Genomic DNA, 14640 nt, shown 5'->3' with positions numbered 1-14640 from the left:
CCTAACTCCTTGATGTAGAACAGGATTCAGATTTTAGGCCGATCCGGCCAAAAATCATCCTGTTGTAGGAGCATTAACTACCGAGGCTTCAAGAACAACGGAGACGTCCAAATTCGGGATTGGTCACGCTGGCGCGCCGTGATGAACAATGGATGTTCGCGTTCCGGATCGAGCTTCAGTTCGCGCAGCAATATCTCACCCGCAAGATCTCTCGGTAGCGGTTGGTCTGTCACCCTTTCCACGATAAGGCGCAGCTCGACGCCTGGTAGATCGAGTGTGACCGAGCCCTTCGCAAGGAGATCCTTCCCATTTACCTCTAGTCTTGCTTCCGGGGCATGCACATGCGGTGGCGGCTGCAGCGGGTCGCCGATCTTGCTGTAACCATGAAGGTCCGCGGCAATCGTGATGTGAGCATCGTTTAGGTCGGAAAGCTTGAGCTCGATCCCGTCGACATCGCCATGTGTTGCCGTTCTAAAGCGGAGTTTGCCGAGTCCGGTACGCCATACGCTTTGTTCAGGGTGGTCAAAGCCAACTCCGTGCGCATCAAGAAGCCCCGCGCCGATCACAGCAACCTCGCCGCTCCAATAGGCGGCCCGATAGCGGTCCTTGATCCGCGCACCGCCGAAACGGACCCGGACGCTGCGTTGGCTGAGACCCGCCTCCACATGCAGGTCGCGGCTCCACACGAGGCGATCGCCGTCATAAAGCTGAACCTCTTCCCAGCCGACCTGGCCGAGCAGGCGGTAGGCCAGCGGCTTTTCCGGTTCGGCATGGAACACCTCGCCCATGAAATGCCGTCCTTGCGACAGAACAGCAAAACTGCGTTCACCGGTCGTGACGAAGGTGCGCCGTGCCCTGAGTGCGCTGCCGACGCCGGCACGGTCGAAGCGGTCGGCGATGACGCCGGTCAGACCGCCGCGCGACCCGAAGGTGCCGGTTGCCGGTGCGCCGCCACCCCATCGGCCCTGGTGCTCGTCACTCGCCGCGGAAGCTCCGACCCTGTATCCGCGCGCGAGCGCCTCGGTGTAGAGCCAATGGAATTGTCCCCAGGCGGACCCAATCTCGATCAGCCGCTCCAGCTCGGGATGGTTCCAATCCAGAATGCAGCGCCGGCCGCCCACATGTGGGATCAGCAAATGGCCCTTTGGATCGTCCTCATAGGCGGTATGGAGCCGCTCTACAGGCCAGATGCCGGGTCGGATTGTTCCGGCCGTCGTCTCATTCCATTCGAAAGAGCGAAGGGACCGCCCCTCTTGATCGAAGGGTTTGCCATCACGAAGGAAGACGACGTTGCGGTCGCCGCCGGCTGCCGAGTTGCCGCACCATTCGGTGCCCGGATAACAGACGAAGCGGCCGGGCTCGTTGAGGCTATGGATAGTCTCCACGGCAGCGTCCCACGAGTCGCTGAAAGTGCAGGGTTTCGATGCCACGATGCGGATCGTCGCACTGACGGCGATTGACACACCGTCGGCGTTTGTCCCGTTGTTCGGAGCAAAATGCGCGCTGTTGGAGCGTCTTCACATGGTGGATGACGAGCCCATTGCCTTGGGTCGGAGCCTCCTGCCCGCCGTCATGTCCGAGCTGGCTTTGGAAACGGCCGAACAACGGCCGACCTATGCCCTCCTTAAAGAGAAAGCAGGCGCCGATATTGCCTCCGCCGAGATCGCGATAGGCGCGCGCGCCGTCCCGCCGCAAATATCGTCCTTTATCGGTACTGCTGCACATGCGGTCTTGCTCGTCCTTGAACGAACCTCATATTTCGATCATGGCGCCTGCGCCGAGTGGTCGGAATTCTTCATCCGACCCGAGCGATACAAATTTTTCCTCGGTAATCGAATGTCCGTCTAAGTCGACCACCTCAAGAAACGAAGATCGCTTGCGAGCGCGGATCGGGAATTCAGGCGTTCAGTGCGCTTTCATCTAAAGAATTTCTAAGTGCCTCCGGCGCCGTGGGCCGGTTCAGGCCCAAGATCGCGGGCGACGTCGCGTCTGCAATCAACGTTCTTCTGGAAGCCTTGAGATCCAGTTATGCCGCGCTTAGAAGTTCAGCGCTAACCGGCATCCCCATATGAAAGCCCTGGACGCGGTCAATGCGAAGATCCTTGAGCAGCGACAATTGTGCTGCAGTTTCGACGCCTTCCACCAGGATCGTATTCCCACGATTGCGGATGAGAGCAATCATGTCCTGAAGCATCGTCAACCCGCGCGGGTTGGAGCAGTCGTGCAGGAAGGTGCGATCGACCTTGACCGTCTGAAACTCGATCGCCCTCAGCCAAGAGAGGCCTGCGAAGCCGGAGCCGAAATCGTCAAGCCAGATCTCGACGCCGAGAGCCCGCAGATCTGCAATGCATTTGAGCACCTCCGACTGCATATCCATGTCCAGGCCCTCGGTGACTTCTAAGGCCAGTCGCGACCCGCAGACCCCGCACCGGGCAAGAATATCAGCGACACTCGCAGCAAAGCCGGGGGAACGTAGTTGTATGGGCGACACGTTGACGCTGACGGTCGCCATGCGATCGGTCATCAGTATGTCACGGCATGCCGTCTCGATCGCCCACTTACCCAATTCGAGGATAGCGCCCGTCCGTTCTGCAACCGGAATGAAAGTCTTCGGCGAAACCGCGGTGCCGTCCGGCATCCTAAGGCGCATCAAAGCCTCGACAGCTCTTGCTTTCTCGTTGGTCACATCGAAGATCGGTTGGTAAACGAGCGAGACCAGTTTGCGATCAATGGCGGCCGTCAGCAGCGGGACGAGTTTACCAGCATTGTCGTCGGGGCGAGGCAACAACGGATCAAACCTGCGAATGCAATTTCGGCCACTTGCTTTGGCATTGTAGAGAGCAAGATCGGCCTCACGCACTATTCGTTCGACTTTCTCTCCAACTTTCTCGCGAGTGAACGCGACGCCAATGCTGACGGTTACGATCGGGCTATCATCTGGTCGCCCGTCGTGAGCAATCGCAAGAAACTCGACTTCCATTCTGATCTTTTCGGCCAGGCTCATCGCGATCTTAGGAGTTTCAACCGGCAAGACCACGATAAACTCCTCGCCGCCATACCTGCCGATCATGCCGCCGGACGACTCCACAACCGCCTTCAGCGCATTGGCGATGACAGTCAGGCATCGGTCTCCTTCCTGATGCCCGTAGCGGTCATTGAAGCGTTTGAAAAAATCGACGTCGATCAGGAAGACGACGAAGTCGCGGCGCTCGTCTTTCCAGATGGCCCAGCATTCGTCGAGTCGCCGATCCAGCGCGCGTCGGTTGCTTATGCCTGTCAGGTAATCGGTATTTGAAAGCTCGAGCAGTGATCTTCCACGCTCGGACGCTTCCCAGTGCTGGTAGCGAGCCTCTGCCGCGTTCAGCAACACGTTTCGACGCTCCACGTTCAATCGCCAATTGACGAAAGACGTGAAGACAAAGCACGAAATGTAGAACATCCCGAAGGCAAGCTTGTAGGTTTGGCCTGAAGGAAAGAACTCCTCGATGGTAACAAAAAATGCGCCGAGAACGAAGCTGGAGGTGATCACGGAGAGCCGAAACGGAAAACTGAAAAAGAGGTTGGCGCCCATCATGAAGATGGCGCCAAATATCATGTAGTATGACATGGCAGTGACATCGCGGGTGCCGATCGCCGGGTAAAGCCAGCCCACATAGCCCACAAGCAATGCAGAGGCGCATGTGATGTCCAGCCAGACGGTTTTCGCTTTTGCCAGTCGCAAGGCTTCGAAAGCCAGCAGCGCGATCGTTGCAACAACGAATCGCGCGGCGATCGTCACAGGCGCAACATCGGGGATGAGCCATCGGTCGGGAAGTGCGAAGGCCACATAAACGGCAACCGCGATCCAAAGGCCATGCCGTGAGCTTCGCCTTCGGACAGTATCATTCTCAATTTCCAGAGAGTTACGAGCCTCGGCGAATGAAAAGCTGGCGGTTGATTCGTCGCGCTGAACATTAGCGTAAGCCGCGATCATTCAACAACACCAGCCCGACAGCGAGCTAACGAGCGTAAAAAGTAAGCCATGCTTGGGCGCCCTCCAAAATTACGTTCGGCAACCTGCAACCGGTTTGTCTTATTACTTAACATTCGTAGAGGAGCAGGTTCCCACCCGCAACAGTAGAAATACCCTTATCCCGTGCAGATTCTAGTCGCATCTAATTTCGAGGGTGATTATGCTTAACGCGAGGTCAAGGGAGTCTCGAAATGGCACGAAGTCTTGTCTTGGACGGTGAAAGTCTTGTTGCGCCGGGTGAAATTCGTCAGGCAACAAGGAGGTTTGCTGCGCCAAATCCCTGCGACTTTACAGTTGCCAAAGCCGACCTTGCTGTCAGCCTTGACGTGTCGATCCGTCAGTTCAAATCCGGCGTCGAGGCAAGTGCGATAATCGAGCGTCTTACCGACGCCTTGCATCGGTTACGGCGTCGCGTTCATCCAGAGGTGTGGGATATCATCGTTCCTATCGCGCAATCTCATCCAGTTGCTCACTATCTAAATCAGGATCCGTTGACCCGCTGGTCGTTTGAAAAACCCCGCGGCTATTCTGGCGACGCACGTCTTCTCGACTTCATCTACGGCAGGCCCGAGATCGAGGACGCCGTCGCATCATCGAGCACCTTGGGACGTTCAATCTATGCCTACACTCGAAATGCTTCGTCATCCGTCGCGGTAAGGGAGCGCCGGGACATTCTGGCGCGCAGAGTAGACGAAATCGCTTCGGCTCGGCCCGGTTCCGCCGAAGTCTTGGCCATCGCGTCGGGCCATCTTCGCGAGGGGCCTTTGTCGCGCGCTCTCGGCGCCGGCGCGATCAAACGCTGGGTGGCTTTGGATCAGGACCCGATGAGCGTTGGAACCGTAGCCCGCGATTTCGCCGGCACGTCCGTCGAGTCAATCAACGGGTCGGTCAAATCCTTGCTCGGTGGAAGGCATGCGCTGGGAATGTTCGATTTCGTCTATGCCGCGGGTCTTTATGACTATTTGCCGGATGCCGTAGCCGTAAAGCTGACCAAGAAGTGCGTCAGCATGCTCAAGCCCGGCGGCACATTCCTGTTCGCCAACTTCTCCCCGGAGACGGACGTCGATGGCTATATGGAGACATTTATGAACTGGGAACTGCTGTTGCGGTCAGAACGCGAGATGGGCTTGATCGCCAGTGAAAGCGCGGCTGGGGCGGATCTGAAGGTGTCTGTTTGGCCCGGCTCGAATCGGAGCGTTGTCTATTGTGAAATTGAAAAGCAGCCCTAAACCGCACGCATGTCACCGCTCTGACGGGAGATGTGCATGAGCCTCGATGACGAGCGAGACAAACTCCCGGAGTTTTACGCCCTCCTCGGCAGTGCGCTCGATTGAGCTGCATGAGCGATTATCTTCTTTTTCTGGCGTGATGCCAATCATCCGGCCGAAGTAAACCCGCTCGTTCGCGCCTGCTGCATGTTCCAGTTCCATAAATACCTCTTACGCCACCGACACTTGTAGCGGCTATTTAGTAATGCGACAGTTGGGCCAGTTAGAGATGCGACAATCTTGCCTCTTGGTGCACTGGTTAATGCCAACGTTGGGAGCAAGGATGACGATCTTCAGCCTGGTCGAGACCAGGAGCGGTCGGAGTCGTCATGTCCTTTATGATCACCATGTCGCAGAAAGAATTGCATCGCCTCGAAGTTGTCCAGAAGATCCGCGATCGGCGCCTTAGCGTTGTCCAGGCCGCCGAACTGCTGGGCCTTAGCCGAAGTCAGATGCACAGGCTGCTGCAGGCGTATGACCATGCCGGTGCGGCCGGCCTGGTTTCGAAGAAGCGATCGAGACCAAGCAATCGGCGCCATAGCGAGGAGTTTCGCAATGCGGCGCTGGATCTCATCCGCGAACGCTATCTGGATTTCGGTCCGACGCTGGCTCGCGAGAAGCTGATCGAACTGCATCATATTTCGGTCGCCAAGGAGACGCTGCGGCAATGGATGACAGAGGCCGGCATCTGGATCTCGCGGCGTGAGCGCAAGAAGCGGGTTTTCCAGCCGCGCGGCCGGCGCGATTGTTTCGGGGAGCTGGTTCAGATCGATGGATCGCATCACTGGTGGTTTGAGAACCGCGGTCCTAAATGCGCCCTGCTCGTCTACATCGATGATGCTACCGGCAAGCTGCTGCATCTGCGGTTCGCCGGATCAGAGAACACGTTCGACTATCTGCATGCGACGAAGGCGTATCTGCAGCAATGGGGTAAACCACTGGCGTTCTACAGCGACAAGCACAGCGTCTTTCGCTCGACTAATGCATCGGAGAAAGACCGGACGAGCGGGCTAACGCAGTTTGGACGTGCGCTCTATGAGCTGAACATCGACATCATCTGCGCCAACACTCCGCAAGCCAAAGGCCGCGTGGAACGCGCCAACCAGACGCTGCAGGATCGGCTGGTGAAGGAGTTGCGGCTTCGCAGTATCGACACGATCGAGGCTGCCAACGCCTATGCATCAGAATTCATTGCGGATTTCAATTCCCGCTTCGGCAAATCGCCGCGCAATCCGAAGGACATGCACCGGCCGCTTGCCGATCATGAGAACCTTGACGGCGCCATGTGTAGGAAAGAAGCTCGCACGCTGTCGCAATCCCTGACACTGCGCTATGACAAAGTCCTCTTCGTTCTCGAACCCAGTGCCGTCTCCAGGCCCTTGGCAGGCAAGAAGGTCGTGGTTTGCGACTATCCGGATGGACGCCTCGAGATCATGCATGAGAGTTACGTCCTACCTTATAGAACCTTTGACACCTTGCGCTCGGTTCATCGGTCAGTTGTTGTCGAGAACAAGCGTCTGGATGACGTGCTCTCGGTCATCATAGAACAGCAGGCAGGGCGGGACCAGCAGCGCAGCAAAAGCGGCCCTCGTCGCACTGGACAGACAGATCATATGTTTGGCATTCGCGACGGCAGCACGAGCAACGGATATCAGAAGCGCGGGCGCAAGCCGGGTAAAAGGAAGGATTTCATGAGCGATCCGGACGTGATTGCTAAGCGACAGAAAGCTCTGGCTCGTATGGAAGCTGCAGAATGAATGGTGGCGAGCATATCTCAAAGCTAAAGCCGAAGGCATCTCATCCGCCCCCGCTCCTCCCTAGCAACCCGGCCCAGCCGGTCGGATCGGGGGCTGATCCGAGGAACAAGTGTCGCGTTTCTAATTGGCTGGAACCGTCGCGGCTCTAACCAGCTTTGACAGACCGACGTCCAAAGATCGTGGTCGTTGGTTCGTATCGTTTGAAGCCGTGCAGACCTTCAATATTTCTTTTTGCGAACGATCTTGTTGCCGCGTGGTCCGCTGAGGACTGGTGTTCTATCGCCGTTTTCAGCCACAAGGCTTCGCCACCGTTCGAGGCGGTGGTCGGCCAAAGTGCCGCTTTTGACAGCGCCCTGAACTGCGCAGCCCGGTTCATGCGCATGGGTACAATCGCGAAATCGGCAAAGCAGTGCCAGTTCCGTTATGTCGGCAAAAAGCGTATCGATCCCGTCGGTCACATCACTGAGGTAAAGTGTTCTTATTCCTGGATTATCTATGACCCAGCCGCCGCCTGGAATAGCATGCAGCGATCGCGCCGTTGTGGTGTGACGGCCTTGGGCGTCATATTCGCGAATAGTCCCGGTTTTCTGCACTGAGTCAGATGCAGGTCCGGTCAGCGTGTTCACCAGCGTCGATTTTCCAACGCCGGAAGATCCCACCAGGGCAATCGTTTGGCCAACGCCGCACCAGGAACTCAAAAAAGAGCTTGCAACGGCAGGTAGGTCACGCTGCAAAGCCTCGGCTTTGGCCTGAAATAGGCTAACGTCGTCCACAGTGTCAGCCTTCGTCAACACGATCACCGCTTTGCTTCCTGCCTGGTTGGCCATGATCAGGTAACGTTCTAGCCGGTCAGTATTGAAGTCGGCGTTGCACGACGTCACGATCAACAGTGTATCGACGTTGGCAGCAACAAGTTGTTGGCCACGTCCGACTTCCGGGCGTCGCCGAAACACGGTTTTTCGCTCGAGCCTGGTGACAAGCATGTCGGACCGGGGATCGGAAAAACACCGAATACAAAATCACGTCTCTCGAATAGTGGCTGCCCTTGAAATCGACCATGACCGAGAACTCAACCCGCCGGTGCATCTTCACCCCGGGTCTATGCCATCATAAATCAGGTTGCAAATGACCGGAAAAATTTGCGACGAAACCCTTTGCTGTCCGGCTGAAGAAGATAACGGCATCGGAAACCCAAAGCGTGGCAAGCTTACCGGTGGCTCGTCGCCCTGAAATCCGTCGGACTTGCGCCCATCAGTTGACGAAACTGAGTCGAAAAGTGAAACGCCGAATGAAAACCGAGAATACCGGCGATCTCCTTGATCGATTTGTCGGTGTTTACTAAAAAATCTCCAGCCCGCTGAATGCGCACGGTCATTTGATATTGCTTGGCCGACATGCCGGTCTGCTCCCGGAACAGGCGCCGGAAGTAGGGATAGCTGACGCCTAGCTCCTCGGCGAGTTGCTCGACAGAAAGCGCATGGCCGCAACGCTCCATCAAGGTCATACGCGCGCGATCGACAAGCCTGCCTGATGCGTTGCTGCTGATGTCGGTGGGCCGGCATAAGAGAGCAAGCAGTTGGAGGCCTAAGGTCGAAATCAGCGGCTGATTGCGCAAGGTATCGTCCTGCGCCAGCGCGTGGATCGAGGCGAAAACATCGGAAACTTCCGCGCTGCTCTGATGAACTGGCCGCTCCGGTTGCAGCAGGCCTGCATCGCAGGCAAAGTCGAAAGCACTTCCCCGACATTCGATCCAGTGCTCGACCCACCCCGTGCGACGATCGGGGGCAAACCGGTGCCATACCCCTGGAAAGAGCAGGAAAATCGAGCCTCCGGCGATCGTGACCTGTCGACGTTCATGCCCAAATTCCAACCGTCCGCTTCCGGCGCTAATGCGCACCACCTGGTAGGCGTTCAGGATACGGCCGCGCGACCAACTGAAATGATGATCGTCCGGATGACGGCTCGGTGGGTAGTCGGAATGGGGCGCGATTTCTGTATAGCCGGTAGAAACGGCCGTGCATCCCCAGGCGGCGCAAAGACGATTGTCTGGCATGTAAACGAAATAGTTCTGCATGTTCCTTGCTGCGCCTGAGGATCATATTTTGTATGCAAAAGATCATTTTTGCGGAATATGCTGTCGTGTCAACGAGAATGCTTGGTGTTAACGTCAATAGGTAAGGTCAGTTTTCGGATGACCTGAACATCTGCGCTGAGATCATCAGCGCTGCCGTTGCCAGGGAGGGCAGGGGCCGGGAGGAGAGAGACATGAAACATCAAGCCAGACTGCTGGTGGTGGCCGCTTGCCTTGCGGCTTCTGCTGCCTATGCCGAGGATTTCCACGGGTTCGATCCGCTAAAATTCGGCGGCAACATGCTGTCGGCCGATAATCTGAAGGCGATGGCGGCAGATGCCGCCAAAATCACCCCGCCGAAAAACGGCAAGACCTACAGCATCGGTTTTGCCAATCTGCAGCGCGATATTTCCTTCGGCGTACTTGTCGAAAAAGGCATTCAGCAGAATGCGGATGCCGCAGGCGTCGAACTCCTGATCGCGGATAACCGTCTCGACGGGCCGACGGCGCTGGCCAATGCCAAATCGTTTGCCGAGCGCAAGGTTGACTACGTCATCGAATTCCAGACCGATGCCAATTTCGGCCAGACCGTAATGGACGTCTTCAAAGCGGACGGCACGAAGGTGACGGCAATCGACATTCCGATGCCGGGCGCGAGCTTCTTTGGCGTCAACAATCCGAAGTCCGGGTTTATGGGCGGGTCCTATCTGGCAACGGCGGCGCAGAAGAAATTTGGCGTCGATGCCGTCAAGACCGGCTATCTGGTCATCGGCGCCCTGCCGCAATCGGGCGTCATCCCGCGCATGCGCACGGAAGGCCAGCGGGCCGGTTTCCTGGCGCTGACCAAGGACTTCCCGGCCGATCACATCATCGAAATCGATACCAAGAACACGCTGCAGGAATCCTTTGCGCAGATGAACAACGTCATCGGCCGCATTCCGCCGGGCGTGCCAATTCTGCTCATCGCCATCAATGACCAAGCGACGATGGGGATGCTGCAGGCCGTGCGGGCTGCGGGCCGCGCCGATCAGGCGATTGCGGTCGGCAACGGGGCAGACGAGGCCGAGGCGCTTGCCACCGATCCGAACCTGGTTGCCGCTACCGGTTCGTTCCCCGGCAGCTACGGAAACTACCTGATCCCGATCGCGCTCTCGGCCCTTGCCGGAAAACCCGTCCCGGAGGCGACGTTCGTCACCCACCAGATGGTCACCAAGTCCAATATCTGCCAGTTCTACAAGGAATTTCAATGCGTCGGCGAGGCTGATGCGTACGTGTTTCCGGAAACGGAATTCGCAAGTTACCTCGCAGACCTGAAGAAGCAGGACTGGCTGAAAGGCTACGAGGCAATTCTCCCTCAGCAGTAAGAGGGATGCCGTCAAGGGAGCGTCACGTGATGGACGAGAGAACTGAAGGGAGCCGCAATCAGCGGCTCCAGATCGCCAATGTCACGAAAGCGTTTGCTGGCGTGACGGTTTTGAAGAACGTGTCCCTTGCGGCCCATGCGGGCGAAATCGTTGCACTTCTCGGTGCCAATGGGGCCGGCAAGTCGACGCTTATGAAAATTTTGTCAGGCGTCTACACGCTGGACAGCGGACAAATCCGAATCGACGACAAAATCACGACGATCGCCACCCCACAGGATGCGATTGCGGCCGGCATCCGGCTGATGCCGCAGGAGCTTTCGGTGCATCCGGACCTGTCTGTCGCTGAAAACATCGCGCTTGGCTTCATGCCGAAGCGGAGGTTTGCGGGCATTCCCATGATCGACCGGCCGGCAATGGACGGACAGGCGGAGACGCTGCTCAAGCGATTGCGGCTCGATCATGTCGCGACCGGTCGGCGCATGGGCTCGCTGCCTTTGTCCGAACAGCGAATTGTCGAAATCGCCCGCGCGCTTTCCGGCAAGGCGCAGATCCTTATCATGGACGAGCCGACGGCATCGCTGGGCGAGGCTGACGCCAACAATCTATTCGAGGTGATCGAGGCGCTGAAAGCCCAGGGTGTCACCATCATCTATATTTCGCATTATCTGGACGAGGTCTTCCGGCTCAGCGACCGTATCGTCGTGTTGCGCGACGGCGAGGTTCGTGGCGCGTTCAAGACGGCGGAGACCTGTCGCGACGAGGTGCTGACGGCAATGCTCGGCAGCGATCTCGGCGACCTCTATCCGGCCAAATCAGCAGCGCGTTCGGATGCCAAGATCGTCCTGTCCGTCGAGAGCCTGTCTCTTCCCGGGTGGCTTAACGGCGTGTCGCTTTCCGTGCGGCGCGGTGAGGTATTTGGTGTTTTCGGCCTGATCGGTTCCGGCGCCGAAAAGATCGGCCCTGCCATCTACGGCGCCGAGTCTGCCGCGCGTGCCAAAGCCGTCCGGCTGAACGATATCGACATCGGCCTGTCCGGGCCGCGAAAGAGCGTACGCGCGGGTATCGGCTTTGTCGCCGCCGAGCGCAAGCGTCAGGGGCTGATCGGCAATCTGTCGGTGCGCACCAACACCACGCTGCCCTATCTCAGCCTTTTCACGCAATCCGGCGTCGTCGATCAGAAGCGCGAAGACGCGAGTACCAGCGACTGGATCAAAACCTTGCGGGTCAAGACATCTGGCCCGGATCAGGAGATCCGCCTTTTGTCCGGCGGCAACCAGCAGAAGATCTGCCTGGCCCGCTGGTTGCTCGGAAGCCCCAGTTTCCTGATCCTCGAAGAGCCGACACGTGGCGTCGATCTTGGCGCCCGGCGCGAGATTTACGCGGAAATCCGCCGCCTGGCGGAAGCGGGACTTGCGATCCTGATCGTCTCCTCCGACGCGGAAGAGGTGGCGGGGCTCGCCGATCGCAGCCTCGTTCTGGAGGATGGAAAGGTCGTGGCCGAGCTTGGACAGGATGCGACCGCGACGGACCTGATGCGCGCAGCCGAGCTTCGGCCTGCCGTCCGCGATACGAATGAACCGGAGAAATCATGAGCAAGTCGTCCTCCATTCCCGCAGCGCCAGGTGTTTCGAAGAAGCAGCCAAGTTCGCTGACCGACTTTCTCGGCCGCCCGGCCGCCGGCATCGTGCTCCTCCTGGTGTTCTACATCCTGCTTCTGGCCGCGTTCTCGCTTCTCTCGCCCTATTTCCTGACGCTGAGCAACCTGTCCAACATCGGCACCAACATGGCCTTCATCGGCTTGATGGCTGCCGCCGGTACGCCGCTGATCATCGGCGGCGGACTCGACCTGTCGGTTGCCGCCGTTGCCGGTCTTGCCGGCGTCATCGTGGCGCTGATGCATGCCAACGGCATCAATATCTGGGCTGGCTGCCTCACGGCGCTTGTTATTGGCTGCGCGGTTGGCGTACTAAACGGATTTATCGTCACTCGGCTGAAGCTCAATCCCCTCATCGCCACGCTCGGGACGATGAGCATATTTTCCGGTCTCTCCATGGTCATGACCGGCGGCCTGTCGAAGCCCCTCTTCATTCCAGCCTTCAACTGGCTCGGATCCGGCCGCCTGTTCGGCATCTCGTTTCCGATCATCCTGATGCTGCTCGTGTTCGTCGCGCTGTGGCTAATCCTGTCGAAGACACCGTTCGGACGCTTCGTCTATGCGACCGGCGGCAATCCAGAGGCTAGCAGCTTGCTCGGCGTGCCCGTCGAGCGGACCCAGATGGTGCTCTATATCGTCTCCGGACTTTCAGGCGCTGCGGCCGGCATCATCCTTGCCGCAATGCTTGGCGCTGCAGCACCGAATGCCGCCGGACAGCATCTGCTGACCATCATTGCTGCCATCATCCTTGGAGGCACCAGCCTGTTTGGCGGACGCGGCAGCGTCTGGGGCACGCTGATCGCAGTCCTCATTCTCGGCACACTCAATAACGGTCTGACGCTGATGAACGTGTCCTCCTTCTGGCAGGATGTGACCCGCGGCGTCGTTCTCTTGATGGCTGTCGGCCTCGATCAATTGCGCGTGCGCCTGCAAAGCTGACGCCATTCCATATTGCATCGGAGAAATACAAATGTCTGAACGCCCATTGAAGGCCGGCCTATTCGGCATCGGCCTGGAGGCCTACTGGCCGCAATTCAAAGGTCTTGAAACGCGTTTGCGCGGCTATGTCGATACCGTCGAGGAAAAGCTTGCGCGCCCCGGCGTCGAGGTCGTCAACCTTGGGCTGATCGATACGCCCGAAAAAGCGCTGGAAGCCGGCCATCAGTTTCGTCAGGCCGATGTCGACATAATCTTTCTCTACATCACCACCTATGCCCTCTCGTCGACCGTTCTGCCGGTGGTCCGTCGTGCAAAGGTTCCGGTGATCATTCTCAATCTGCAACCGACCGCAGCCATTGACTATGCCAGCTTCAACGCGCTCGGCGATCGCACCGCGATGACCGGCGACTGGCTGGCGCATTGCTCGGCCTGCCCCGTCCCGGAAATTGCCAATGTCTTCCACCGGGCGGGCATTAGCTTTCATCAGGTGACCGGCGTTCTCACCGGCGATCCGATCGTCGAGGAGGAGATCAACGACTGGATCGAGGCTGCGCGCGTCGCCCATGTAATGGCGCATAATCGGCTCGGCGTCATGGGCCGCTACTACAATGGCATGCTCGATATCTATTCGGATCTGACCGCGCAAGCGGCAGCCTTCGGAACACATATCGAAGTGCTGGAAATCGACGAGCTGGCGCGGCTCCGCAATGACGTAAGCGAGGCGGATGTCTTCGCCTGTCTGGCGACGATCAAAGCCGAATTCGATGTGCAGCCCGACTGCGACCCCAAGGAGCTGGCGCGTGCGGCAAAAACCGCAGTGGCGCTGCGAAGACTGGTGATCAAGAAATCGCTCGGGTCGCTGGCCTATTATTACGAATCTCAGCCCGGCAACGAATACGAGGACATTATCACCTCGGTCATCGTCGGCTGTTCGATGCTGACGGCCAATGGCGTGCCGGTTGCCGGTGAGTACGAGATCAAGAACGCTCAGGCCATGAAGATCATGGATAGCTTCGGTGTCGGCGGCTCGTTCACGGAATACTATGCCATGGATTTCGCCGCAGACGTCGTGCTGATGGGGCATGACGGGCCCGGGCATACCGGAATTGCCGAGGGGCGCACCAAGATCCGCCCGCTGCAGGTTTTCCACGGCAAGGTCGGCTTCGGCGTCAGCGTCGAGATGTCTGTCAAGCATGGACCGGTGACGCTGCTTTCGGTCGTCGAGAGCGCCGGCAAGATCAAGCTGCTCTGCGCAGAGGGCGCCTCAGTCGCAGGCCCGATCCTCGAAATCGGCAATACCAACAGCCGGTATCAGTTTCCGCTGGGAGCGCGGCGCTTTGTCGAAGCGTGGAATGCGCAAGGACCGGCCCATCACTGCGCCGTCGGCGTCGGGCATATTGCCGGGCGCATCGAAAAGCTGGGAAAGCTGTTGGGTCTTGAGTTCGTAGCGGTATGTTAGCGTGACGGTGAGATGAGCGAGGCCTCACGGCCGCCTTCAATGCAGGCCCTGCGGCAACAAATTCGTCCCAGGTTGGTGAAGCCCGTCATTCGGGTGGTTGAAAAGACGTTAGGACT

11 protein-coding genes and 1 pseudogene are annotated in these 14640 nt (G+C 58.3%); 7 read left to right on the top strand and 5 right to left on the bottom strand.

The window, feature by feature from the left end; translation table 11 throughout:
- Positions 1 to 77 precede the first annotated feature (77 nt).
- Positions 78 to 1385 (bottom strand): hypothetical protein, encoded by a 1308-nt coding sequence (locus HJB83_RS04015; RefSeq protein WP_259671282.1) that lies wholly within the window; start codon positions 1383 to 1385, stop codon positions 78 to 80.
- A gap of 25 nt (positions 1386 to 1410) precedes the next feature.
- On the opposite strand from HJB83_RS04015, the gene HJB83_RS04010 reads away from it, so the two are divergent.
- A complete protein-coding gene (locus HJB83_RS04010) occupies positions 1411 to 1848 on the top strand; it encodes a UTRA domain-containing protein (RefSeq protein ID WP_311044269.1) in 438 nt (145 codons plus the stop codon).
- A gap of 178 nt (positions 1849 to 2026) precedes the next feature.
- Here the strand turns inward: HJB83_RS04010 and HJB83_RS04005 are convergent, their stop codons facing one another.
- A complete protein-coding gene (locus tag HJB83_RS04005) occupies positions 2027 to 3973 on the bottom strand; it encodes a bifunctional diguanylate cyclase/phosphodiesterase (protein WP_221117637.1) in 1947 nt (648 codons plus the stop codon).
- 230 nt (positions 3974 to 4203) lie between these two features.
- Here HJB83_RS04005 and HJB83_RS04000 point away from each other — a divergent pair, with 230 nt between their 5' ends.
- Positions 4204 to 5241: a class I SAM-dependent methyltransferase gene (locus tag HJB83_RS04000; protein ID WP_221131303.1), complete on the top strand. Its 1038-nt coding sequence runs from the start codon at positions 4204 to 4206 to the stop codon at positions 5239 to 5241.
- Positions 5242 to 5253: 12 nt separating this feature from the next.
- Here the strand turns inward: HJB83_RS04000 and HJB83_RS03995 are convergent, their stop codons facing one another.
- Positions 5254 to 5442 carry a hypothetical protein gene (locus HJB83_RS03995; protein WP_207584419.1) on the bottom strand — a complete coding sequence of 63 codons (189 nt, stop codon included), beginning with the start codon at positions 5440 to 5442 and terminating at the stop codon, positions 5254 to 5256.
- Between the two features lie 167 nt (positions 5443 to 5609).
- Here HJB83_RS03995 and HJB83_RS03990 point away from each other — a divergent pair, with 167 nt between their 5' ends.
- The gene (locus tag HJB83_RS03990) at positions 5610 to 7037 is read left to right on the top strand and encodes an ISNCY family transposase (protein WP_221131302.1); all 1428 of its coding nucleotides are present in this window, start codon (positions 5610 to 5612) and stop codon (positions 7035 to 7037) included.
- 218 nt (positions 7038 to 7255) lie between these two features.
- Here HJB83_RS03990 and rsgA read toward each other — a convergent pair.
- Both rsgA and HJB83_RS03980 read right to left on the bottom strand, forming a co-directional pair.
- Positions 7256 to 8038, bottom strand: a pseudogene (rsgA, locus tag HJB83_RS03985) (ribosome small subunit-dependent GTPase A); the annotation flags it as partial.
- Between the two features lie 206 nt (positions 8039 to 8244).
- A complete protein-coding gene (locus tag HJB83_RS03980) occupies positions 8245 to 9111 on the bottom strand; it encodes an AraC family transcriptional regulator (protein WP_207584420.1) in 867 nt (288 codons plus the stop codon).
- 191 nt (positions 9112 to 9302) lie between these two features.
- Between HJB83_RS03980 and HJB83_RS03975 the strand changes: the two genes are divergently transcribed.
- Genes HJB83_RS03975 through HJB83_RS03960 form a run of 4 tightly spaced genes read left to right on the top strand, consistent with a single transcriptional unit; the run spans position 9303 to position 14524 of the window.
- A complete protein-coding gene (locus tag HJB83_RS03975) occupies positions 9303 to 10472 on the top strand; it encodes a substrate-binding domain-containing protein (RefSeq protein WP_207584421.1) in 1170 nt (389 codons plus the stop codon).
- Between the two features lie 29 nt (positions 10473 to 10501).
- Positions 10502 to 12064: a sugar ABC transporter ATP-binding protein gene (locus HJB83_RS03970; RefSeq protein WP_259671281.1), complete on the top strand. Its 1563-nt coding sequence runs from the start codon at positions 10502 to 10504 to the stop codon at positions 12062 to 12064.
- Entirely contained in the window at positions 12061 to 13065 is a 1005-nt protein-coding gene (locus HJB83_RS03965; RefSeq protein ID WP_221131300.1) for an ABC transporter permease, read from the top strand. The genes HJB83_RS03970 and HJB83_RS03965 overlap by 4 nt, the downstream gene beginning before the upstream one ends.
- A 31-nt stretch (positions 13066 to 13096) precedes the next feature.
- Positions 13097 to 14524, top strand: a complete 1428-nt coding sequence (locus HJB83_RS03960; RefSeq protein WP_207584424.1) for an arabinose isomerase — start codon at positions 13097 to 13099, stop codon at positions 14522 to 14524.
- The last annotated feature ends 116 nt before the right edge of the window (positions 14525 to 14640 follow it).

The organism is Rhizobium sp. NZLR11 (genome assembly GCF_019685115.1).
Lineage (GTDB): Bacteria > Pseudomonadota > Alphaproteobacteria > Rhizobiales > Rhizobiaceae > Rhizobium.
The sequence above is the reverse complement of the archived record's forward strand: the minus strand, read 5'-3'. Positions and strand labels throughout refer to the sequence as shown.